Genomic DNA, 22,050 nt, shown 5'->3' with positions numbered 1-22,050 from the left:
CACCCTCACTCGATGGCGGCGGCGCGATTCTGCCCGGCCGGCCGCTGCAAAAAGGCGCGCACGCGTTGCTGGTGATCGGCCGACTGGAGGCAGAGGCTTTGGGCCAGTCCCTCGGTGTCGAGCGCCTCGGCCAACGTCCCGTGCAGCGCCGCCCGCATCGCCGCGCGGCCTAGGCGGACTGCCAGTTGCGGCGCGGCGGCGATCTGCCGCGCCAGTGCCGTCACCTGGCCGGCCAGCTCGCCGGCCGCACTGATCTCGTCCACCAAGCCTACGGCCAGTGCCTGCTCCGCGCTCAGCCGGCGGTTGGTCCACAGCAGCCGGCAGGCCTGCGGCAGGCCGATCAGTCGCGGCAAGAAGTAGGTCGCACCCAGGTCGGGAATCAAACCGACCCCGGTGAAACCGAAAGTGATAGTGGCGTCGGCCGCGATCACGCGCAGGTCGCACGCCAGCGCCAGACTCAGCCCGCCGCCGCTGGCCGCGCCGTTGATGGCGGCAATCGTCGGCACGCTCAGCTCATGCAACCCGAGCACGATCTCGCGCGCCATGCGCTCGAAGCGTCCGATCTGCCGTGTCAGGCCCCAGCTCAAGCGCTCTTCGAGCCCGGCGACATCCGCGCCGGCGCAAAAACCGCGGCCGTTGCCGGTGAGCACAAGCACGCGGGTGTCGGCGTCGGCAGCAAGCACGCGGATGGCGGCACCCAACTCGGCGCAGCCTTCTTCCGTCAGCGCGTTGAAGCGCGCCGGCCGGTTCAGCCGCAGCCACGTCACCGCACCGTCGCGCTCGAGCTCGAGAGTGCTGAAAGCGGGCCAACTCATAGTTTGATGCCGAGAATGCGCTGGGCATTCTGGTAGTAGATCTTGTCGAGGATGGCGGGCGGATACTTCTCCGCCTCGTAGTCGGCAAACAGGCGCTGGTGCGCGATCAGCGGGTAGTCGCTGCCGAACATGACTTTGTCCTGCAAGCGGCCGCGGATCTCGCGTTTGAGCGAGTCGGGGAAGTATTTCGGCGACCAGCCCGACAGCTCCTGGAAGACGTTGCCCTTGTGCAGCAGGATGGCGATCATCTCCTCCTGCCACGGCCAGGCCGGATGGCAGGCGATGACGGTGAGATTGGGGAAATCGGCGGCGACGTCGTCGATGTACGGGATCGGCTGGGTGTGCTTGAGCTTGATGCCCATGCCGCCGGGGGTGCCCGAGGCCAGCCCGGTGAAGCCGGTGTGGAATTGCACCGGCACTTTCAACGCGGCGCAGGTTTCGTACAGCGGATAGAAGCGGCGATCGTTGGGGAAGAAACCCTGGGCGGTCTGCTGGAACTTCAGGCCGCTCAAGCCGAGATCCTTGATCGAGTGTTCGAGTTCCCGCACCGCCATCTCGCCCTTCCATGGGTCGATCATGGCCCAGCCGCCGCAGAAGGCCTCGGGGTAATCCTTGATGATCTTGGCGATGTAGTCGTTCGAGGTGCGCGGCATGCCGGTGTTGGACTCGGCATCCCAGGCCACGATCATGCCCCTGACGCCGGCGTCGACGAAGTCCTTGGCCATCTCGGCCTCGGTTTTACATACGGCTTTGAAGCGGTAGTGCTTTTCGAGTGCCTCGTTGTACTTGGCCAGGCTGTCGTTCCAGGGCTTGGTGCTGATGTGAGCGTGCACGTCGATGACTGGCATAAGCTCCTCACTGTTCGTGTTCAGCACCGGCCACGGTGTACTCTTCGAGCAAGTTGAGCTCGGCGATGGCTTGCTCGCGGAGCACGAACTTGCGCACCTTGCCGCTGCCGGTCATGGGGAAGTCGCGCACGAATTTGACGAAGCGCGGCACCTTGTAGTTGGCGATGCGCCGGGCGGCGAAATCGACGATCTCCCGGCCCGCGCACTCCACGCCCTCGCGCAACTCGACGAAAGCCATGCAGACTTCGCCCAGTTTGTGATCGGGCACGCCGACGACTTGCGCCTGTTTCACCTTGGGGTGGGTATGCAGCATGTTCTCGATTTCGACCGGGTAGACGTTGAAGCCGCCGCACAGGAACATGTCCTTCACCCGGCCGGTGATACGCAGGTAGCCGTGATCGTCGAGAACACCGAGGTCGCCGGTGTGGAACCAGCCGTCGGGGTCGATCGCCTCGCGGGTCTTCTCCGGCATGTTGTAGTAGCCCTGGCCGACACAAGAGCCTTTGAGCGCATCACCGAGGCAGATCTCGCCCTGCTCGCCCGGTGCGGCGTCCTTGCCAGTGCGCGGATCGACGATCTTCACCCGCGCGTTGGGCAACGGGGTACCGACGGTGGTGCGCTTGAGCTCGGCCGGATCATCGATCTTGGTCGTGGTCGCGATGCCGCCGCACTCGCTGAGTCCGAACACGTTCAAGATTTCGGCGCAGCCGAGATCGCCAGCGATGGCATCCATGGTCGCACTCGGCAACGGTGAGCCGCCGACGATGCCGCCGCGTAGCGAGCTCAGGTCGAATTGCTTGCGCCGGGGTTCGTCGAGATAGCCGATATAGTACGCCGGCGAGCCGTAAAGGTGGGTGATACGTTCCTCGGCGATGGTCTTGAACGCGGCCACGGGATCGAAGGTCTCCTGCAGCACCACGGCGGCGCCGCGCAGGAACGACAGGGCGGCGACGAACATGCAGCCGAAGTTGCTGAACAGCGGTAGGTTGAGCAGGCAGCGGTGGTGCTCGTTCAGCCCCATGCGGGCGGTGGTGTTGTAGATGCTGGCCAAGTTGTTGCGATGCAGCGACAAGCCGCCCTTGGGGAAGCCGGTGGTGCCCGAGGTGTAGACCATGTTCATGACGTCGAAGGGGTCGACCGCGGCTTGTGCCCAGGCCAGCTTCGACAGCCAATTGCGCTCGCCCGCAGCTACCGCCTCGTAGCTGATGAGGTTGTCGTGGGCGCGCCGGCTCAAGCAGATCACCCGGCGCAGCTGCGGCAGCGCTGCCGCTGCCAGCTCGCCCGGACGCGCGTTGTCGAGCTCGGGGCAAATCGCGCGCAGCATTGCCAGCGAATCGATCTTGCCGAGGAACTCGTCGTTGAAGATCAGCGTGCTGCTTTGCGACTGGGCCAGGGCGTAGCGGGTCTCCTCTTCCTTGAAACGGGTGTACACGGGCACCAGGATGGCGCCGATTTTATAGGCGGCGAACTGCGCCGTGAGCCACTGCGGGCAGTTGGTCATCCACAGCGCCACCCGATCGCCCTTGGCCACACCCAGCCGCAGCAAGCCCGAGGCCAAGCGGTCAACGCGCTCGCGCAGCTGGTGGTAAGTGATGCGCTCGTCGCCGTAGACCACCGCCTCGCGCTCGGGCCAGCGCTTGGCGCTGTCGTCGAGCACCGTGCCCCACGTCTTGTTGGTAACCGCGTACCAGGCGGGCGCGGTGGCCGAACTCACTGCTGGTTCTCCATGTCGAAGGCGTGGGCCGCGCGCGGGTCGATGTCCTTGGCGATGTAGAACACGCGCCGCGTCGGCAGCACGTCGCCGACCTTCAAGGCGGAGCCGGGGACGTCTGCCTGAGTAACCTGCCAGACGATTTTGCCGAAATCGCGGGTGGCGCCGCGATCGCGCTTCATCTTCTTCACCGCGAAGTGAGCGACGTGGTTGCTGAAGCTGAAGTGAACTTTCTCGCCGAAAACGAAATCGCTGCGTGCCATAACTCACACGTATCGCGCCCAGTGCGCCGCCTCGTGCGTGGCCCAGCCGATCGAGCGCGGTTGGCGGCAGTCGCCGATGGCGTAAAGCTCGGGCACCTTGTGCTCCAAGGCTTCCTTGAGCAGCTCGTTGGGCAGCCGCCCGCAGGTCACCACCACCGAATCGGCCGAGTACATCTCCTGCCGCCCATCGCGATCGAGGGTGACGACGCGGCCGTTGCCGATCTCCACCACCTTCTGATGCAGGCGCAGCTTCACGCCGGTCTTGGGAATGTATTCGTCAACCAGCATCTGGCAGCGCACCGGATCGAGCAGGTACGGGCCCTTGGTGACGTTGCCGCTCTTCTCGATCAGGTAGACCTCCTTGCCCTGCAACGCCAGGCTGACGGCGACCTCCGCGCCTTCGACGCCGCCGACCACCACCACCCGCTCGCCGATGGTGGCGTTGCCGCGCAAGTATTCCTCGTAGTGCACCACCATCGGATTGAGTACGCCGGGGATGTTCGGCCAATTGGGCTGCGACCCCGTGGCCACGATCAGCACGTCGGGCTTCTCCTTCTCGATCAGGGCGGGGGTGACTTCCTGGCCGAGAATCACCGGCACGCCGAGCTTCTCCAGCTGGCCGCGCAGGTAGATGACCACATTGCGCAGATCACGCGTGCGCAAGTGCGGGAATGAGGAGGCAAGATTCACCAGGCCGCCGAGGCGGTCCTGCTTCTCGTACAGCACCACCTCATGGCCGCGCTGCACGGCCACCCGCGCGAACTCCATCCCCGCCGGCCCGCCGCCGGCAACGATGATGCGCTTGGGCCGAGCGGCTTTGCGGATTTCGTAATAGTCGCGCTCTTTGCCGTAGCCGGGGTTGACCGCGCACTTCACCGACTGCATCTGCCAGAAAGCGGTCAGCAGGCACCAGTTGCACGACATGCAACGGCGGATGTCGTCGTGCTGCCGCGCCAGTACCTTGCGGGGGTAGTCGGGATCGGCGATCACCTGGCGTCCGAGCGCGATCAGGTCGGCCTTGCCGCTGCTAATGATGTCATCGGTGGCGCGCGGCTCGTTGAGCTTGCCGACGGTCATCACCGGCACGTTCGGGTACCGTTGCTTCACCGCGGCGGCATAGTCCACCAAGATGCCCGGCTTGAAGTAGACTGGCGGATCGAGGTGGGCGAGGGCAACGACGTTCATGACCGAACCGGTAGACACGTCGAGGCAGTCCACCCCGGCCTTGAGGAACGCCGGCACCAGCGTGTTCAGTGCGTAATCGAAGTCGTAGCCGTCGACGCCGTTGTACTCCTCGGCGCTGAAGCGCCAAACGATGGGGAAGTCGGCGTCGGTGTGTTCGCGGATGGACTGGATGACGCGGCGGGCAAACAGCGTGCGGTCCATCCCCCACTTGTCCTCGCGCTTGTTGTAGAGCGGGGACATGAACTCGTGCACCAGCCCGCCGTGGCAGGCGTGGACGTTGACGGCGTCGTAGCCGGCCTCGGCGGCGCGGCGGGCGCCTTGGCCGAAGTCTTCGATGATCTGTTCGATTTCGGCGTCGCTGAGCGCGCGGGTCTTGGCGCCGCCAAGCAACGGCAACACCGAGGGCGTAACCGGGGGTTGCCCGCCGATGTACTCGGGCCGGCAGATCATGCCGCCGTGGAAGAGCTGAATCGCCGCCTTGGCATCGGCCAGATGGATCGCGTTGGCGACATCGGCGAGCCCGGCCACGTATTTGTCGTCGTCGATGCGGGTGAGGCGGCGAAAGGCGACGCCGGAGGCGCTCACCGCGGTATTGGCTACGCAGACCAAGCCCGGGCCGCCACGGGCTTCGGCGGCGTAGCTGTCGATGTATTCCTGCCGGACGAAGCCGTCATCGACCCCGAAGCAGCGGTACATCGGGGCGGTGGCAAAACGGTTCTTGAGTTTGAGCTTTTCCCCGATTCGGATCGGGTCGGCCAGGGTCGCCACGCTGCGCTCCTCACCACTCGAACCAGCGCGGCCCTTCAAGCGGGTCGATCAGGCGTGCATAGTCGTACGAATTGTAGAAAATGCCGCACTTGTGGCAGGAGGCCCGCTTGCGCGGATCGGTGAGCTGGTAGAAGTTGTATTTCTCCATCAGCTTGTGATGCTCGAGGCTGACCTGGAGGTAGTACTCGGTCGGCACCGCCGGCAGCTCCATGTCGGAGAACATCGAGCCGGGCGAGCAGCGCCAGAACTGGTAGAAGGGGAGGATGCCGTGCTGCAGACACCACTCGAAGCCTTCGACTACCGAGGCCAGGCCCTCCTCGTAGCTCTTGAAGCCGTCGGGAATGGCCACTTCGGGGCCGACCACGAAGTTCGTGCTCAAGTAACCGTTGCCGAACACGTTGACGCCTTCGAGCAGCAGATCCTTCCACTTCTCGTAGCCGACAGTGCGAGCTTTGCCCGGGCACACGGTATCGAAGAGCTTGGGGTTCCAAATCTCGATGTTCCAGGTGGCCCAGCAGAAGCCGGCATCTTTGGCACGGCGGGCATCGGCCGGGTCGAGCACCTGGGTGCCGAGCAGGAACGAGGCGCGCTGCCCGGCGGGGGTGCTGCGCAGGGCCTCGATCGTGCGCATGTAGATCTCCAGCTCCTTGTTGCGATTCCACAAGGCGCCGGCGACGATGATGTGGGCATGCTCGCAAGCTGCCGCGTCCGCGCCGCCGAAGGCGATCTCAAAAGCCTCGACCAGCTGCGCAGTATCGGCGGACACCTTGGTGCGAAAGCCCGCCGCCTTGGCCAACTCGAAGGTCGTGTTCCAGTCGCAATACCGGCACTGCTCGCCGTTGCGGAAGTACTCGCAGTAGTCCAGCGGCACGATCCCAGTGGCGTGGCAGGGGCCGACCTCGAAGAGCACCGCCGTGATCGGCGTGCCGTCGCTGAGCTGGCGGCCGAGCCACGACGACTTGCGCGGGAAGAACACCTCTTCCAGCGGCTGGTCGCCGCAGTGCAAGAAGAAGCGACCCTCGGGCGAGACGCGGATGGTGTACGGGCTCTCCAGGTCGATGATGACCTTGACGTGGGTTTCGTCATTGAAAGCGAAACTCCACGGCAGTTGCGCCGGGCTGCCGGCCTCGTCGTCAGCCACGATGTCGTGGTGGAACTTGAAGCCCCGCACCGTGTCGGAGAGCCCGTCCGGCCCGACCCGCTTGAGGTCGTCGCAGTAGTTGAGCCCGCGCGTCAGCAGGTCGGTCTTCAAGACGATGGTGCGCGGTATCTTGGGGTAGCGCTCGCACAACTGCGCGAACAGCCCCGTCCCATTGCCGTTCTGTCCGTTTGTGTTTGTCATGGCAGCTTGTCTGACAAGCTCCCTTACCTCTCCTTGAGCGTTTCTGTCAAGCTTCTTGACCTGGCCGCCGGCTTTGAGCTATTGGTCTGACCAGCTACACAGGGAGGACGATGAACCCCCGACTGCATGAATTGACGCAGGCCTTCCCCCAGACCCGCTGGCGCACGATCCTTCGCACCGACGTGCTGCGGGAGGGCATTCGCTACACCCCGGTGCTGCGCGAGGTGGCCGAGTGGGCGGTGCCCGAGACCCTCTATGTCTTCGAGTACGACCACTACGAGCACGTGCGCCGCTTGCACGCGGCCGAGGGCACCCCACTGCCGGCGGCCGGCGAAGGCGCCGAGGCCTTGTCCGAGGGCTGGGTGAAGACGCCCTACGGCTTTACCCTCAAGGACGGCTACCTCATCCAGATCGGCTTCGATCATCACAGCCCATACGAAATCCAGGCCCGCAACGGCAACTATTGGCTGCTGCGTGAGGGCGACCCGGTCGAAGAAATCAACTTCCAGCGCCGCCCGCGCTGGTACGATCAGCGCACCAGCGACGACACGCTGATGTCCAACGTGATCCAGCTCATGGGGCACGACGTGCTGGTCGGCTGCATCCTGCGCCACTGCGAGTACTTCAACGACAACGAGAGCTGCAAGTATTGCAGCCTGGTGGAGGGTACCCGCGGCCTGCGCGACGTCGGCATCGAGCGTGAAATGGGCATGAAGATCGCCCGCATCGTCGAAACCTACCGCGAGGCGCTCAAGGAACAAGTGCGCATCCTCATCCTCACCGGCGGCAGCCTGCTCGACGATCAGCGTGAAGCGAAGATGTACGCGCGGATCTTCGAGGCCCTCAAGCAGGTACGCGACCAAGCCGGCGCCAACACGGTCTTCCTCGGCGGCACGCTCGCTTTCGATCGCGAGGGCTCGGCGGCCCTACACGCCGCCGGCGTCTCCAGCGTCACTTACAACCTCGAAGCCTGGGAGCCCAAGCTGTTTGCCGAAATCGTTCCCGGCAAAGCCCGCTGGATCGGCCGCGAGCAATGGCTGAAACGGCTCACCGACGCCGTCGGCGTGTTTGGCCGCGGCTACGTCGGCACTAACTTCGTTATCGGTCCCGAGCTGGTCGCCGAGGGCGGGTTCCGCAATCTCGACGACGGCATCCGCTCGTGGCGCGACGCCTTCGAGTGGTGTATCGGCCATGACGTGGTACCGATGACCACCATCTGGAAGCCCAAAGCCGGCTCGGCCTACGCCGACAAGCCCACGCCGCCCACCGAGTACTTCCTGCAAGTGGCCGCCGACCGGCGCCGGCTGATCAAGCAGAGCAAGCTCTGGAGCGAGTGCATCGACATTTGGAAATGAGTCCGCCGCTCACGCTCCTCGACGCCCTGCGCGAACACGCCCACTGCCAGCTCGACGCCCCCGCGCTGATCGGCAACGGCAGTACCCGGTCCTGGGCCGAACTTGAGGCCGGCAGCGGCCAAGTGGCGCAAGCACTGCGGGCACGCGGCTTCGGCAACGGCGACCGCGCCGGTATTCTCGCCGGCAATTCACCCGCCTGGATCGAAGCCTTTCTCGGCGTCCTCAAGGCCGGCGGCGTTGCCGTGCCCCTCAATCCGCGCCTGGCCCCGGCCGAGCACTCACGCCTGCTCGAAGATGCCGGCGCCGGCGTGCTGATCGCCGAGCCTCAATTGGCCGCGGATACTGGCTTCGCCGGCCAGGTGGTGCCGGTGGGCGAAATCGTCCCCCTCCCGGCAGCTGCGGCAGCCACCACCATCGCGCCCGACGACCTGGCCGTGGTCGCTTACACCAGCGGCACCACCGGACAGCCGAAGGGCGTGATGTGGTCGCACCGCACGCTCTTCGCCAGCGCGCGTGGCAACCCGTTCTCCGCCGAGCTGGCGGCGGGTAAACGCATCCTGCTGGTCACCCCGCTTGGCGTTGGCGGCTCGGTGGTGATGTTCGCCAACGCCCTCGCCGTCGGGGCCACGCTGGTGATCGCCCAGTTCAACCCGCAGACGGTCTTGCACCTGCTGGCCCACGACCACATCGAATTCACCGGCCTGGTGCCGACAATGATCGCCATGCTGGTCGACGCCGCACCGGCGGGCTACCGCGCCCGCTCCCTGCGGCGCATTTACTACGGCGCCGGCACCATGCGCCCGCAACTCTTCACCCGCGCCCGCCAGGTCTTCGGCTGTGAGTTCCAGCAGGGCTACGGCATGACCGAGACTTGTATCTTCGGTACCCGGCTCGACCCCGCCGATCACTCGCTGTTCACACCCGAACGGCTGGCGTCGGCGGGCGTGCCGATGCCCGGGGTCGAGATCAAGATCGTTGGCGATGACGGCGCCGAGGTGGCACCCAACACGCCTGGAGAAATCTGTATCCGCAGCCCGGGCAACATGCTGGGGTACTGGCAGCGGGAGGAGGAAACACGCCAGGCGCTCAGCGACGGCTGGTATCGCACCCGCGACATCGGCCGCTGTGACCGCGACGGTTATCTCCACCTGCTCGACCGTAAGGACGACATGCTGAAATCGGGCGGCTTGAACGTATCGCCGGGCGAGGTCGAAGGCGTGCTGGCCAGCCACCCCGACGTCGAAGAAGCCGTCGTGTTCGGCCTTCCCGATGAGCGCTGGGGCCAGCGCGTGACTGCCGTCGTCCGTAAGTCCGCGGGGGCTGACGTCGACGAGACCGAGTTGTTGGCGTTCTGCCGCGGTCAACTCGCCGGCTTCAAGATCCCACGCGCGCTCTTCTTCACCGACACGCCGCTGCCACGCAACGCGCTCGGGAAGGTCCTACGTCAAGCGTTGCGCGCGCAGTACGCCACGCGCCCCAGCTAGATGGATGATGGACCTCGAGTTGACACCGCGCCAAGACGCCCTGCGCCAGCAGCTCAAGGAATTAGTGACACGTCACTGCCCGCCGGCAGTGGCGCGCGAGCTGGATGAGCGGGGCCGCTTTCCCCACGAGTTCTTTGCGCAACTCGAAAGCGCCGGCCTGTGCGGTCTGCTCGTCCCTGCCGAGCATGGCGGTGCGGGCGCTGGGCTACCGGAGCTGGCGATCGCCTGCGAGGAACTGGCGCACGCCTCGGCGGCGATAGCGGTAGCTTACGGGACATCGGCGCTTAGCGGCGGCTGGGCCCCGGCCCGCTTCGGCACCGCCGGGCAACCGCGGGCGCTGGCCGCGGGCGGCCGCTACTTCGCCCTGGCCGCGCCCGACGAGCACGGCGGCACGACTGCCGCCGCACAGTGTGGTGAGAACCGCTACCGCCTGCGGGCCACGCAGCTGCAGGTTCCCGGGGCCGACGCCGCTGATCAGCTGCTGGTCGTCGCTCGCAGTGATGCGGGCGAACGGGGCGGCGAAGGGCTGTCCCTCTTTTATGTCCCGCGCGTTAGCGCGGGGGTGCGGGTAACTGCGGTGGCGCAAATGGGCGGACGCGCCGTGTCGCTGTGCGAGGTGGATCTTGACGATGTCGTCGTAACGCCCGAGTCCTTGCTGGGGCCGTTGCACCGCGGCGGTCCGATCCTCGATCAGCTGATGGATGCCTACCGCTTGGTGGTTGCTGCTGCCAGCGTCGGTCTGGCGCAAGAGACCTTTGAAAGCGCGCTGGCGCATGCCCGCCAGCCGCGCAACAGCGGGCCGCCGCCGGCCGCCCGCCAGGCGGTGCAGCACGCGCTGGCGGCGCTGCACACCCGCATCGAGGCCGCCCGCCTGCTGGTCTACCACGCGGCCTGGTGCGCCGAGTCGGGCAGCGACGCCAGCGCACAGGTCGGCCTGGCCAAGGGCTACGCCACCGCCGCCGCCAATCAGGCGGTCGAGGTCGGCATGCGCATCGCCGGGCCGGCGGCTAATCGGCTGGACTGTGACATGCAACGCTACTTCCGCGACGCCAGGCCGCTGGAAACACTCGCCGGCAGCCCCGAGGCCGACAAGGACCGCGTCGCCGGTAGTCTCGGCCTGTAGCCGTCATGGAATACACCCTGACCCCCGAGCAGGAGCTGATGGTCGACACGGTGCGGGCATTTCTGCGCCGCGAGTGCACGCGCGAGTACGTCCGCGGCATCGAAGAACGCGAGGAGTTCCCCTGGGAGCTTTACCGCAAGTTCGCCGCCCTCGGCATGATGGGCCTGCAGTTCCCGCCCGCATACGGCGGCGCCGGGCGCAGCTGGGTGGACTTGTTTCTGGTCGCCACCGAACTGGCCAAGATCAGCGGCTCGGTTTACATGGCACTGTATCAAACCCCGGTGTTCGCCGGCGAGGCCCTGCTGGTCGCCGGCAGCGAAGCGCAGAAGCGCTGGTTCTTGCCTCGGATCACGCGCGGTGAAGCGGTGATCGCTTTTAGTCTTACGGAAGCCAACGCGGGCTCGGACGCCACCGCGATTCGCACCACCGCCACCGCCGACGGCGATCACTTTGTCGTTTGCGGCACCAAGATGTTCGCCAGCGCCGCCGACGTGGCCGAGCGCGTCATCGTCGTCACCCGCAGTGATCCAGCGGCGCCGCCGCAGCACGGCTTTACGGTGTTCCTGGTTGATCCGGCCACGCCCGGCATCACCATCAAACCGATCAAGAAGCTCGGGCATCATGCCGTGCACACCTGCGAGATCGTCTTTGACGACGCCCGTGTGCCCACCGCCGATATCCTCGGCGAACGCAACCGCGGCTGGCAAGTCGCCCGCGCCATTCTCGATGCCGAACGCATCTGGGCCGGCGCCACCGGCTTGGGCGCGGCGTTGGGGGCCTTCGAGTTGGCGCTCGATTACGCCAAGCAACGCCAGCAGTTCGGCCGCCCGATCGGCAAGTTCCAGGCGATCGCCCACATGCTCGTCGACATGCGCGCCGAGATCGAAGCCGTGCGCCAACTGGCCCTGCTCGCCGCTTGCAAGAAGGACCGCGGCCTGCCTTGCTCGAAAGAGGCCGCGATGGCCAAATACGTCGCCGCCGAAACCGCTCAACGCGTCGCCACCCGCGGCATGCAGATCCTCGGCGGCTACGGCTACACCATGGAGTACGACATGCAGCGCTATTATCGCGAGAGTAAACTGATGGAGGTGGCCGGCGGCGCCACCGAGATTCAGAAAACGATCATCGCCGGCTACCTCGGCCTCGGCCGAGCCTAGCCCGCCTAACTAGAGTCGGAGCACACCATGGCAGAACCCACCGGCAACGCGCCCGTCGTCGAAGACTTGCGCACCGCGATTCGCGAAATCCCGGATTTCCCGAAACAGGGCATCCTCTTCTACGACGTCACCACGCTGCTGAAGGATGCGCGCTGCTTTCAGCGCGCGATCGACATCCTCGCCACCCCGCACATCGGCGAGCCGATCGACTACATCGTCGGCATCGACGCCCGCGGCTTCATCCTCGGCGCCGCGCTCGCCTACAAGCTCTGCAAAGGGCTGGTGGTGGTGCGCAAGAAGGGCAAGTTGCCGGCGCGCACCCGCACCGCCAGCTACGCGCTCGAATACGGCGTCGATGAAATCGAAATGCACCACGACGCCTTGCCGGCCGGCGCCCGCGTCATCGTCGTCGACGATCTGCTCGCCACCGGCGGCACGGCGGCGGCCGCCTGCCAGCTGGTGCGCGACTCCGGCGCCACCGTGGTCGAATGCGCTTTCTTGATCGAGCTGGAGTCGCTCAAGGGCCGCCAGCGCCTCGACGGCACCCGGGTGGTGTCGTTGCTGCGCTATCCCTAGGCGGCGGCGCTTCAGCGCCGGGAGCGGATGTACTAGAAGCGGTTCCAACCCTCGCCCTCAGGGCGAGGAGAAACAGGAGGCAAATATGGATTGGGGCATGCAGCACCGTTTGGCAGGAATCATCGTGCCGCAGACCGGCCGCGCCGTGATGTTGGCCGTCGATCATGGTTACTTCCTGGGACCCACCAGCGGATTGGAGCAGCCGCGCCGGACGATCGCGCCGCTGCTGCCGTACGCCGACTCGCTGATGTTGACCCGCGGCGTGCTGCGCCGGTGCGTGGACCCGGCTAGCCGCACGCCCATCGTCCTGCGGGTCTCGGGCGGCACCAGCATCCTCACCGAGCTGTCCAACGAAGAGATCACGGTGTCGATGGAGGACGCCATCCGGCTCGGCGTCTCGGCGGTGGCGCTGTCGATCTTCGTCGGCAGCGAGAACGAGCGCCGCACGCTCGCCAACCTGGCCAAGCTCGTCGATGCCGGCGAGCAGTACGGCATTCCCGTGCTGGCGGTCACGGCCGTGGGCAAGGACATGGCGCGCGATGCCCGTTACCTCGGCTTGTGTTGCCGCATCGCCGCCGAGTTGGGTGCCCACATCGTCAAGACTTACTACTGCGAGGGCTTCGAGGAAGTCGTCGGCAGCTGCCCGGCGCCGATCGTGATCGCCGGCGGCAAGAAGATCGAGGAGCGCGCCGCCCTCGAACTTTCTTACAACGCCGTCAAGCGCGGCGCCGTCGGCGTCGATATGGGCCGCAACATCTTCCAGTCCGACAACCCGGTCGGGATGATTCAGGCAGTGCGCAAAGTGGTGCATGAGAACAAGACCGCCGATGAGGCGTTCAAGTTCCTCACAGGCCTGCGCAGCGCCGCTTGAGCGCTCGCTGCCGATGATCCAAGCGCCGTTGAGCTGCCGCGCGCCCGGGTGCTGAAAGCCGTTGCCACATGCTCAGCCGCTGGAACCAAGCCGACGCCGCTGCCGCCATTGCGCGCTGGGCCGGATTGTACGGGTGTGACCTGGCGCTACTCAGCTACAGCTCGCGGCTCATCGGCGCCGACCACAGCCTGGTGCTCCACGGCGGCGGCAACACCTCGCTCAAGGCGCCGCTGCAGACGCTGGCCGGCGACCGCCTCACCGCCCTCTACGTCAAAGGCTCGGGCACCGATATGGAACGGATCGAGCCCGGCGGTTTCGCCGTGCTCAACTGGGCACCGCTGCTGGGGCTGCAACGGCTGGCCACGCTCTCCGAAGCCGACATGACCGTGCAGCTGCGCATCAATCAGCTCGATCCGTCGCGCCCGGCGCCGTCGGTCGAGACGTTGCTGCACGCCTTCTTGCCCCAGCGCTTCATCAACCACTCGCACCCCGACGTTTTGCTCTGCCTCAGCAACCAGCGCGAGGGCGAGCAACTGCTGCGCGCGGCGGTGGGTGAACGGGTGCCCATCCTGCCCTACATCACCGCCGGCTTTCCGTTGGCCAAGGCCGTGCTGCAGGCTTACGAGCAGCAGCCGGACGCCAGCGCCATCATCGTCGCGCGCCACGGCTTGTTCACTTTCGGTGATGACGCCCGCCGGGTCTACGAGCAACACCTCGAGATCGTCGATGCCTGTGCGCGCCTGCTGGCAGCGCGGCGGCCGCGCCAGCTGCTGACGCCGCAGTATCGTGGCACCGCGGCGCCGGCCGAGTTGGCGGCCCAAGCCGCCCCGCTGCTGCGCGGCCTGCTCGCCGAACCTAGCGGCAACGAAGATCAACCCTATCGCCGCTGGCTACTCGATTGGCGCGCCGACGACGACACCTTGGCGTTCGTCAACAGCGCCGAGGCCGAAGCGCTGGCGGCGGCCGGTCCGCTGACCCCGGATCACGTCATCCGCACCAAACCGTTCGCACTCTACCTCGCCGAGCCGGCTTGGGATGACGCCGCCAAGCTGCGCCAGCAGTTGCAGCAAGCCGTCGCCGACTTCGTGGCGCGCTACCAAGCCTACGTCAGCCGCTATACCGGCGGCGCCGGTAACCTCGACCCGCTGCCGCGGGTAGTGTTCCTGCCCGGGGCGGGGGCGTTCTGTTTCGGCCGCAGCAAGCGCGAGGCGCGCATCGCCGCGGACATCACGGTCCAAGGCCTCCAGATCAAGGCGCTGGCGCACGCCCTCGGCGGTTATGAATCGGCCTCGCCGCAACACCTCTGCGAAATGGAATACTGGAGCTTGCAGCAGGCCAAGCTCGGAAGCGCCGCCGCGCAGCCGCTCGAACGCCAGGTGGTGCTCATCACCGGCGGCGCCGGCGCCATAGGCTATGGCATAGCCAAAGTGTGCGCCGAGGCCGGCGCCCATGTCGTGCTCACCGACATCGACGAGGGGCGCCTGGCCCATGTGGTGGCGCGCCTGGAAGAGGCGCACGGGAGCGGCAGTGCCACCGGCATCACCATGAACGTGAGCGATCCGGCCTCAGTGCGGGCCGGATTCGATGAAGCCTGCCGCCGCTACGGCGGCATCGACGTTGTCGTGCCCAACGCCGGCGTCGCCCACGTGGCGGCAGTGGCGGAGCTGAAAGCGAACGACCTGGCGCGGGTGATGGCGGTCAACTTCACCGGCACCTTTCTTACTATCCAGGAAGGCATTCGCGTGCTGCGCGCGCAGGGCTTGGGCGGCAACATCGTCGTCAACGCCTCGAAGAACGTGTTCGGCCCGGGCAAGGACTTCGGCGCCTACAGTGCCTCCAAGGCCGCTGGACATCAGCTCGGGAAAGTGTCGGCGATCGAACTGGCGGCTGAAGGCATCCGCGTCAACATGATCAACGCCGACGCGATCTTCTCCGAGGATGAGGTCCAGTCGGGCCTGTGGGCGACGGTCGGACCCGAGCGCGCCCGCAGCCGCGGCCTGAAGCTGGAGGAGCTGCCCGAGTACTACCGCAGCCGCAACCTGCTGCACGCCAAAGTCACCGCCCGCCACGTCGGCAACGCGGTGGTGTTCTTCGCCAGCAACCAAACCCCGACCACCGGCGCCACCTTGCCGGTCGATGGCGGCGTCGTCGAGGCGTTTCCGCGATGACGGCGCAGAAACGGCAGCGGCTGGTCCAGGACCGGCCGGGGGCGAGCGCGCCAAGCTCAAGGGAGGCCGAGCAATGACCGCTACACTTGACCCGCGCTGGGGCACACGCACGCTGGTGCGCGCCTTTACCCCCGGCGCCGAGACCTATTTTCGCACCCATCGCCCGCACGGCCTGACCCATCAGGGCAGCTGGGTGTGGTCGTGCGTCAGCGACGACAGCGGCCAGCAGTACGCCGTCACCCGCGAGTTCAAGGTCGAAGCCTCAACACTGGCTGTGATCTCACGTCTGGAACAAGGCACCGGCACCGACTCGCCGCGCCTGTACCACAACCTCTACCTCGGCATCCTGCAACACACCGTCGATCGCGAGCACGGCCGCGTCCTGGTCAGCTCCTATCCGGCCAAGGGCACGCTGGGCTTTTCCGTCGCCATCCAGCCGCAGCGCTATCACCACCTCGAGGCCAACGGCGAAGTCGACCTCCACTTCAACGCGCTCGGTCCGGCGATGGAGTATTTCTGCCCCGGCGAACTGGAAGACGGCTTGTACGCCTCCGAGTTCTGCGAAGTCACTGGTAGCGTCCAAGGCAAACCGGTGCGCGGCTTCGGCGGCATGGACATTGCCTGGGGGCCGCCCGGGATCGGCTGGACGCAGAGCAAGATCTACTCACTGCTCGAAGAGTACTGGGTGGTTTTCGTCAATGAATTCGAGGACGGCAGCCGCGAATACGGCGTGGCGGTCGACGGCACGGGGGATTTCTCCGTCGGCTTTCTGGTTCGCAACGGCGCGCCGCAGCATATGGGCGGGGCCGAGATCGCTATGCAGCGCAGCGCCGACGGGTTCCCGACGGCAGCGGAGATTACACTCGGCAGCGCACGTTACCAGTTCACCACCAGCGCACGCGTCGCCCAGATCAAGGGCCTGATGCAGTGGGCCAACGGCGCGATGGTGCAAGCTGACGGCCCACCGGCACGCCGGCGCTTTGCCTGGATCGAGTATTTCGCCAAGCAACAGGGGCGGGGATAATGAGGCAATCATGAGACTAGCAGGAAAAGTCGCGATCATTACCGGTGTCGCCTCCGGCATCGGACGCGCAGCAGTCCAACTCTTTGCGAGTGAAGGCGCCCGCGTGGTCGGGGCCGACATCAACCCCGAAGGCGAAGCCGCCGCGCGCGAAGCCACCGCGGCCGGCGGCCGGGCCACCTTCGTTGGCGGCGACGCCAGCGACGCCGGGTTCGCCGCCCACGCGGTCGCAACCGCGCTCAAGACCTACGGCCGTCTCGATATCCTCTACAACAACGCCGGCATCGCTCCGCTCGGCCGCGACGGCATGATCACCAACATCGAAGAAGCCGACTGGGATGACATCCTGCGGGTGAACCTCAAGAGCGTCTTCCAATGCTGCAAAGCCGCCATTCCAGCCATCGAGGAGGGTGGCGGCGGCGCGATCGTCAACACCGCCTCGGTCGCCGCCCTACTCGGCCACATCGGCCAGGACGCTTACACCGCCAGCAAGGGCGCCATCATCGCGCTCACCCGGGCACTGGCGGTGGAATACGCGCCACAGAAGATCCGCGTCAACGTCATCTGCCCCGGCGTGGTGCGCACCGGCATCACCGAGATCATGTGGTCGGACATAATCCCCAAGGAGGTGTTCGATGGCATCCAGCGCGCCCACCTGACGCGGCTGGGTCAGCCCGAGGACATCGCCCGCGCCGCGCTCTTCTTGGCCTCCGACGAGGCCGCCTTTGTCACCGGTGGTGTGTTCCCGATCGACGGCGGCTTCAGTGCCAACGCCGCCCTCAACGCCACCCTGTCCACGGTCAACCAATTCTAGGCCCGAGTGGAGAATAGAAACCCATGGCTGCTCTCATCGAGGAACTGCAAACCCGCGCCGCGCTGCTGCGCGCCCACAGCTTGCGCGCCACCGCCCAAGCCGGCTCCGGCCACCCGACCACCTGCTTGTCCGCCGCCGACCTGGTGGCGGCGCTGTTCTTTCACACCATGCGCTATCACCCCGAAGATCCGGGGCATGCCGACAACGATCGCTTCGTTTTGTCCAAAGGGCACGCCGCCCCGCTGCTGTACGCGGCCTGGGCCGAGGCTGGCGCCTTCGCGCCCGAGCGCCTGCTGACGTTGCGCCGCATCGACAGCGAGCTCGAGGGCCACCCCACGCCGCGCTTTCCCGGCACCGTTGCCGCCACCGGCTCGCTCGGCCAAGGGCTGTCGGTGGGCGTCGGCACTGCCCTGGCCTTGCGTCTCGACCACAGCCCGGCCCGGGTTTACGTGATGCTCGGCGACGGCGAGACGGCCGAGGGCGCGGTCTGGGAGGCGGCGGCGCTGGCGGCGCACTACCGGCTCGATAACCTGGTGGCGATCGTCGATGTCAACGGCCTCGGCCAGAGCCAGCGCACCATGTACGGCTTTGATCTCGAACCCTACCGGGCGCGCTTCGAGGCCTTCGGCTGGAAAGCGCTGACGATCGATGGCCATGACATGAGTGCGATCCTCTCCGCCTTGGCCCAAGCGCAGCAAGTCACCGCGCAGCCCGTGGCGATCGTTGCGCGCACCAAGAAGGGCAAGGGGGTCTCGTTCATCGAGGACAAGGACGGCTGGCACGGCAAGCCGCTCAAGCAGGGCGAGGAACTCGAGCGTGCGCTGAAGGAAGTTTGCGCCAACTTGAACGGCTCGCTCGGGGCCCCGGCAATCAAGCGTCCGGCCCCCGCCCAGCCTGGTTCGGCTCCGGCCATCGGCACGGTTGCGCCGCCGGCCTACACAGTCGGTGACATGGTGGCCACACGCGAGGCCTATGGCACTGCGCTGGCAAAGCTCGGGGCCGCGGCCGCCCACGTGGTCGTGCTCGATGCCGACACCAAGAACTCGACTTTCTCCGAGCGCTTCCTCGCCGCCTATCCCGAGCGCTTCTTCGAGAACTTCATCGCCGAGCAGAACATGATCGGCGCCGCGGTGGGTCTGGCCGCCGCCGGCAAGATCCCGTTCCTCTCCAGCTTCGCCTGCTTCCTGACCCGCGGCTTCGACCACTTGCGCATGGCCGCGATCTCGCAAGCCAACATCAAGGTAGCGGGCTCGCACTGCGGCGTCTCCATCGGCGAGGACGGGCCGTCGCAAATGGGCCTCGAAGACTTGGCGATGATGCGCGCCATCCCCGGCGCAGTCGTGCTCTACCCAAGCGATGCGGTGTGTACCGAACGCCTGGTGGAGGCGGTGGCGCGCCGGCGCGGAATGGCGTACCTGCGGCTGAGCCGGCCGAAAACCCCGGTGCTGTACGGCGCCGGCGAGGATTTCCCGATCGGCGGCTCGAAGGTGCTGCGCTCGAGCCCGCATGACGTTGTCACCGTGATCACCGCGGGCGTCACGCTGTTCGAAGCGCTCAAAGCCCACGAGCAACTGCAACAGGCCGGCATCGCCATTCGAGTTATCGATGCCTACTCGGTCCGGCCGCTCGACACCGCCGGCATCCTTGCCGCCGCCGCCGCCACCAACGGGCGGGTGCTGACGGTTGAGGACCACTACTACGACGGCGGCCTGGGCGACGCGGTGCTCAACGCCGTGGCCGAGGCCGACGTCAAGGTTCGCAAGCTGGCCGTGCGCGCGGTACCGCGCTCGGGCAAACCCGAGGAATTGATCGCCGCGCACGGCATCGGCGCCAGTGCCATCGCTGCCGCGGTACGCCAGATGATCGGCTAGGCAAGAGGCGATAACGATGTTGCACCCGGAAATCGAAGAGCTCTTCAGCTTGACCGGCCAAGTCGCCGTCGTCACCGGCGCCGGCGCCGGCATCGGCCGCGGCATCGCCGTACGCTTGGCTCAGGCCGGGGCCGAGGTGACGGTGGCGGATCGCGACCCGCAGGGCGCAGAGCAGGTGGCGGCCGAACTGCGCCGGCTCGGCGGCCGTGCGCTGGCACTTACTGCCGACGTCAGCGATGAAGCGGCGGTCGGCCAGATGGTGGAGCGCACAGTTGCCGAGTTCGGCCGGCTCGACATCCTGATCAACAACGCCGGCATCTACCCGGCGCGCCCACTGGCCAAGTTGACGGTCGAGGAGTGGGACCAGGTGATGGCGGTCAACCTGCGCGGGGTCTTCCTGTGCACGCGCACGGCGGCGGCGGCCATGCGCGCCGGTAACCGCGGCGGACGAGTGGTGAACATGTCGTCGATCGAGTCCTTCCGTCCCTCACTCGTCGGAGTCTCGGCTTACAGCACCTCGAAAGGCGGCCTCAACCTGTTCACCCAGAGCGCCGCGCTGGAGCTGGCGCGCGACGGCATCACGGTCAACGCCGTCTGCCCCGGGGCCGTGCTCACCGAAGGTACGGCCGCGGCCTTTGCCGCCGGGCTGCAGAAGATGATGGAAGCCCGTATCCCGCTCAAGCGCGTCACCACGCCGGCCGAAGTCAGCGCCGCGGTTCTTTTTCTCGCCAGCAAAGCTGCCGGCTACATCACCGGCACCACCCTGCTGGTCGACGGCGGTTACCTCTTGGCGTAAACGCAGAATGCGCACCGCGCTACAGACACCAGCACAAGGCGTGCGCCGCGGTGGCCTGGGCGGAACTGAATCGAGGTTCAGTATTGCCCTCTTCGGTCATCGAGATGCCTGACGCGCATCATCATCGGGCGGCGGCCGGCCTTGCCTAATACGTGGTATAAGCTCGTCGAGTAGAAGGAGGCCCGCGTGCGTATCTTGTTTGCCAGCCCTTATCGCCCTTTCCAGCTCGTTGGCGGCGCCGATCCCCTCGATCCCTTCACCGGGCAGCTTTCACCCACCCAAGGCCCGTTCGCCATGACCATGCACAGCCACTACTGGGCCTTCTACATGATCGCGGAGAATCTCAACGCGGACAGCTGCGTGCTCGAACACCCGAGCATGGCGGAGTTCGAGCAGGAGCTGCGCAAGGGTTACGACTACCTCGGTTTGCAGGTGAACTGGAACACGCTGCGCAAGACCGCCGAAATGATCGAGCGCGCCCGCGCGCTGGCGCCGGACACCAAGATCGTCATCGGCGGCTACGCCATCGCTCAGATCATGGATCCGTTGCCGCCCGACGAGGACATCGCCGCGTTCATCCGCACCAACACCGACTACATGTGCCGCGAAGAAGGCGTGCGCTTCATGCGCCGGCTGATCGGCGATCAACCGCTTTCGCGCGCGATTACCCAGTACACCATGCCGCGCTCGGGCTCGTACCTGAACGCGATCGGCCCGTCGTTGCAGGCCATCGGCGGGCGCCCGATTCTGGCCGCGCTCGGCTGCCCCGCCGGCTGCGATTTCTGCAACACCTCGGCCTTCTTCAAGCAGCGCAAGCTCCAAGTCGCCGAGCCCGACGAGGCTTACTCGTTCATGCGCCACCACCTCGTCGCCGACGGCACGCCGCGGGCGCAGTTCGAGCTCTTCGACGAAGATCTCTATTGGGACGCGCAGTACTCCAAGAGCCTGGGCCAGCGACTATGCGACGATCCCGTCACTCGCGGCCGCATCGGCTACTTCACCTTCGGCACCGTGCGTACGCTCACCCGCTTCGACCCCGAGGAGCTGCTCGCCAACGGCCTCGGCACGGTGTGGATCGGCGTCGAATCCACCCTCGACGACGTGCTCAAGCCGAGCGTGCACATGGGCAAGCGCAAGGGGCGCGAGGTCGAGGCGCTCTTCCGCGAGCTGCACGAAGTCGGCATTCACACCGCCGGCTCGATCATCCTCGGCTTCGATTTTCACACGCCCGAGAACGTCCAGAGCGACGTCGAGGCCTTCCTGCGCCTCGATCCGACGATCTCGCAGGTGACCCCGCTGGTGCCGTGCGCCGGCACCAAGCTGTACGAGCGCATGAAGCAAGAACAGCGGCTCAACCCGCAGTTCGGTTGGACCACCAGCGGCGGCTTCCAGGCCTATCCGCCGGTGGCACCGCGGCACTTTACGTGGGCAGAGCTGCAGGCGGTGATCGAGCACGCCAACCGCCGGCTTTACAACGAGACCGGCCCGTCGGCTTTGAAGGGCACCGACACCACCCTGCGCGGTTACCTGCGGCTGCGCCACCATCGCGACCCGGTGCTGCGCGCTCGCGCGCAAACCATGGGCGAGACGGTCAAGGGGCACTATCCGATGATCCAAGCCTGCGTTGCCAACGCGCCCTCGAAGGTGGTGCAGGAGAAGGCGCTGGCCACCCGCGCGCGCTGGCTGGAAGCCTTCGGCGAGCCCGACGAGCAGATGGTGGCGCTCGGCGGCTTGCTCGCCGATCAGATTCGCCGCTACGCCGACAACCCGCCGCCGCCGCCGGAGTGCGTCGATCCGCCGACGCGCTGGACCTACTACCGCCCCGGCACCTCACCCGAAGTGATCAAGCAGGCGGCGGCGTGAACCCGGCGTAACCACCGTG

Annotated in this window: 18 protein-coding genes; 12 read left to right on the top strand and 6 right to left on the bottom strand. The window is 66.6% G+C overall.

Going from position 1 to position 22,050, the window contains the following annotated elements; translation table 11 throughout:
- Positions 1-5: 5 nt before the first annotated feature.
- From HY699_00645 to HY699_00620, 6 genes are read right to left on the bottom strand one after another with little or no spacing between them, the layout of a single operon-like run.
- Entirely contained in the window at positions 6-815 is an 810-nt protein-coding gene (locus HY699_00645; GenBank protein MBI4514313.1) for an enoyl-CoA hydratase/isomerase family protein, read from the bottom strand.
- Positions 812-1,663, bottom strand: a complete 852-nt coding sequence (locus HY699_00640; protein ID MBI4514312.1) for an amidohydrolase — start codon at positions 1,661-1,663, stop codon at positions 812-814. The genes HY699_00645 and HY699_00640 overlap by 4 nt, the downstream gene beginning before the upstream one ends.
- Positions 1,664-1,670: 7 nt before the next feature.
- The gene (locus tag HY699_00635) at positions 1,671-3,377 is read right to left on the bottom strand and encodes an AMP-binding protein (protein ID MBI4514311.1); all 1,707 of its coding nucleotides are present in this window, start codon (positions 3,375-3,377) and stop codon (positions 1,671-1,673) included.
- A complete protein-coding gene (locus tag HY699_00630; GenBank protein MBI4514310.1) occupies positions 3,374-3,637 on the bottom strand; it encodes a hypothetical protein in 264 nt (87 codons plus the stop codon). Before HY699_00630 ends, HY699_00635 begins: the two co-directional genes overlap by 4 nt.
- A 3-nt stretch (positions 3,638-3,640) precedes the next feature.
- Complete coding sequence (locus tag HY699_00625; protein ID MBI4514309.1) at positions 3,641-5,590, bottom strand: FAD-dependent oxidoreductase; 1,950 nt, start codon at positions 5,588-5,590, stop codon at positions 3,641-3,643.
- A 10-nt stretch (positions 5,591-5,600) separates the two neighbouring features.
- Positions 5,601-6,932 (bottom strand): hypothetical protein, encoded by a 1,332-nt coding sequence (locus HY699_00620; protein ID MBI4514308.1) that lies wholly within the window; start codon positions 6,930-6,932, stop codon positions 5,601-5,603.
- Positions 6,933-7,042: 110 nt separating this feature from the next.
- Here HY699_00620 and HY699_00615 point away from each other — a divergent pair, with 110 nt between their 5' ends.
- From HY699_00615 to HY699_00560, 12 genes are all read left to right on the top strand, one after another.
- Positions 7,043-8,287 carry a hypothetical protein gene (locus HY699_00615; GenBank protein MBI4514307.1) on the top strand — a complete coding sequence of 415 codons (1,245 nt, stop codon included), beginning with the start codon at positions 7,043-7,045 and terminating at the stop codon, positions 8,285-8,287.
- Positions 8,284-9,771, top strand: a complete 1,488-nt coding sequence (locus tag HY699_00610; protein MBI4514306.1) for an AMP-binding protein — start codon at positions 8,284-8,286, stop codon at positions 9,769-9,771. The genes HY699_00615 and HY699_00610 overlap by 4 nt, the downstream gene beginning before the upstream one ends.
- A gap of 4 nt (positions 9,772-9,775) precedes the next feature.
- A complete protein-coding gene (locus tag HY699_00605) occupies positions 9,776-10,894 on the top strand; it encodes an acyl-CoA/acyl-ACP dehydrogenase (protein ID MBI4514305.1) in 1,119 nt (372 codons plus the stop codon).
- Between the two features lie 5 nt (positions 10,895-10,899).
- Complete coding sequence (locus tag HY699_00600; GenBank protein MBI4514304.1) at positions 10,900-12,051, top strand: acyl-CoA dehydrogenase family protein; 1,152 nt, start codon at positions 10,900-10,902, stop codon at positions 12,049-12,051.
- Between the two features lie 27 nt (positions 12,052-12,078).
- Positions 12,079-12,627 (top strand): adenine phosphoribosyltransferase, encoded by a 549-nt coding sequence (locus HY699_00595; GenBank protein ID MBI4514303.1) that lies wholly within the window; start codon positions 12,079-12,081, stop codon positions 12,625-12,627.
- An 85-nt stretch (positions 12,628-12,712) separates the two neighbouring features.
- Positions 12,713-13,498, top strand: a complete 786-nt coding sequence (gene lsrF / locus HY699_00590; protein MBI4514302.1) for a 3-hydroxy-5-phosphonooxypentane-2,4-dione thiolase — start codon at positions 12,713-12,715, stop codon at positions 13,496-13,498.
- A 68-nt stretch (positions 13,499-13,566) separates the two neighbouring features.
- Entirely contained in the window at positions 13,567-15,666 is a 2,100-nt protein-coding gene (locus HY699_00585; GenBank protein MBI4514301.1) for a bifunctional aldolase/short-chain dehydrogenase, read from the top strand.
- Between the two features lie 73 nt (positions 15,667-15,739).
- Complete coding sequence (locus HY699_00580) at positions 15,740-16,690, top strand: hypothetical protein (protein MBI4514300.1); 951 nt, start codon at positions 15,740-15,742, stop codon at positions 16,688-16,690.
- A gap of 10 nt (positions 16,691-16,700) precedes the next feature.
- Positions 16,701-17,501: an SDR family oxidoreductase gene (locus HY699_00575; protein ID MBI4514299.1), complete on the top strand. Its 801-nt coding sequence runs from the start codon at positions 16,701-16,703 to the stop codon at positions 17,499-17,501.
- A gap of 23 nt (positions 17,502-17,524) precedes the next feature.
- Positions 17,525-19,372: a transketolase gene (locus HY699_00570; protein ID MBI4514298.1), complete on the top strand. Its 1,848-nt coding sequence runs from the start codon at positions 17,525-17,527 to the stop codon at positions 19,370-19,372.
- Between the two features lie 16 nt (positions 19,373-19,388).
- Complete coding sequence (locus HY699_00565) at positions 19,389-20,168, top strand: SDR family oxidoreductase (protein MBI4514297.1); 780 nt, start codon at positions 19,389-19,391, stop codon at positions 20,166-20,168.
- Between the two features lie 186 nt (positions 20,169-20,354).
- Positions 20,355-22,031, top strand: coding sequence for a hypothetical protein (locus HY699_00560; protein ID MBI4514296.1), 1,677 nt, complete (start codon positions 20,355-20,357; stop codon positions 22,029-22,031).
- The last annotated feature ends 19 nt before the right edge of the window (positions 22,032-22,050 follow it).

The organism is Deltaproteobacteria bacterium (genome assembly GCA_016210005.1).
Classification (GTDB): Bacteria; Desulfobacterota; Binatia; order HRBIN30; family JACQVA1; genus JACQVA1.
Note: the sequence above shows the minus strand (reverse complement) of the source record. Positions and strands in the feature narration are given on the sequence as shown.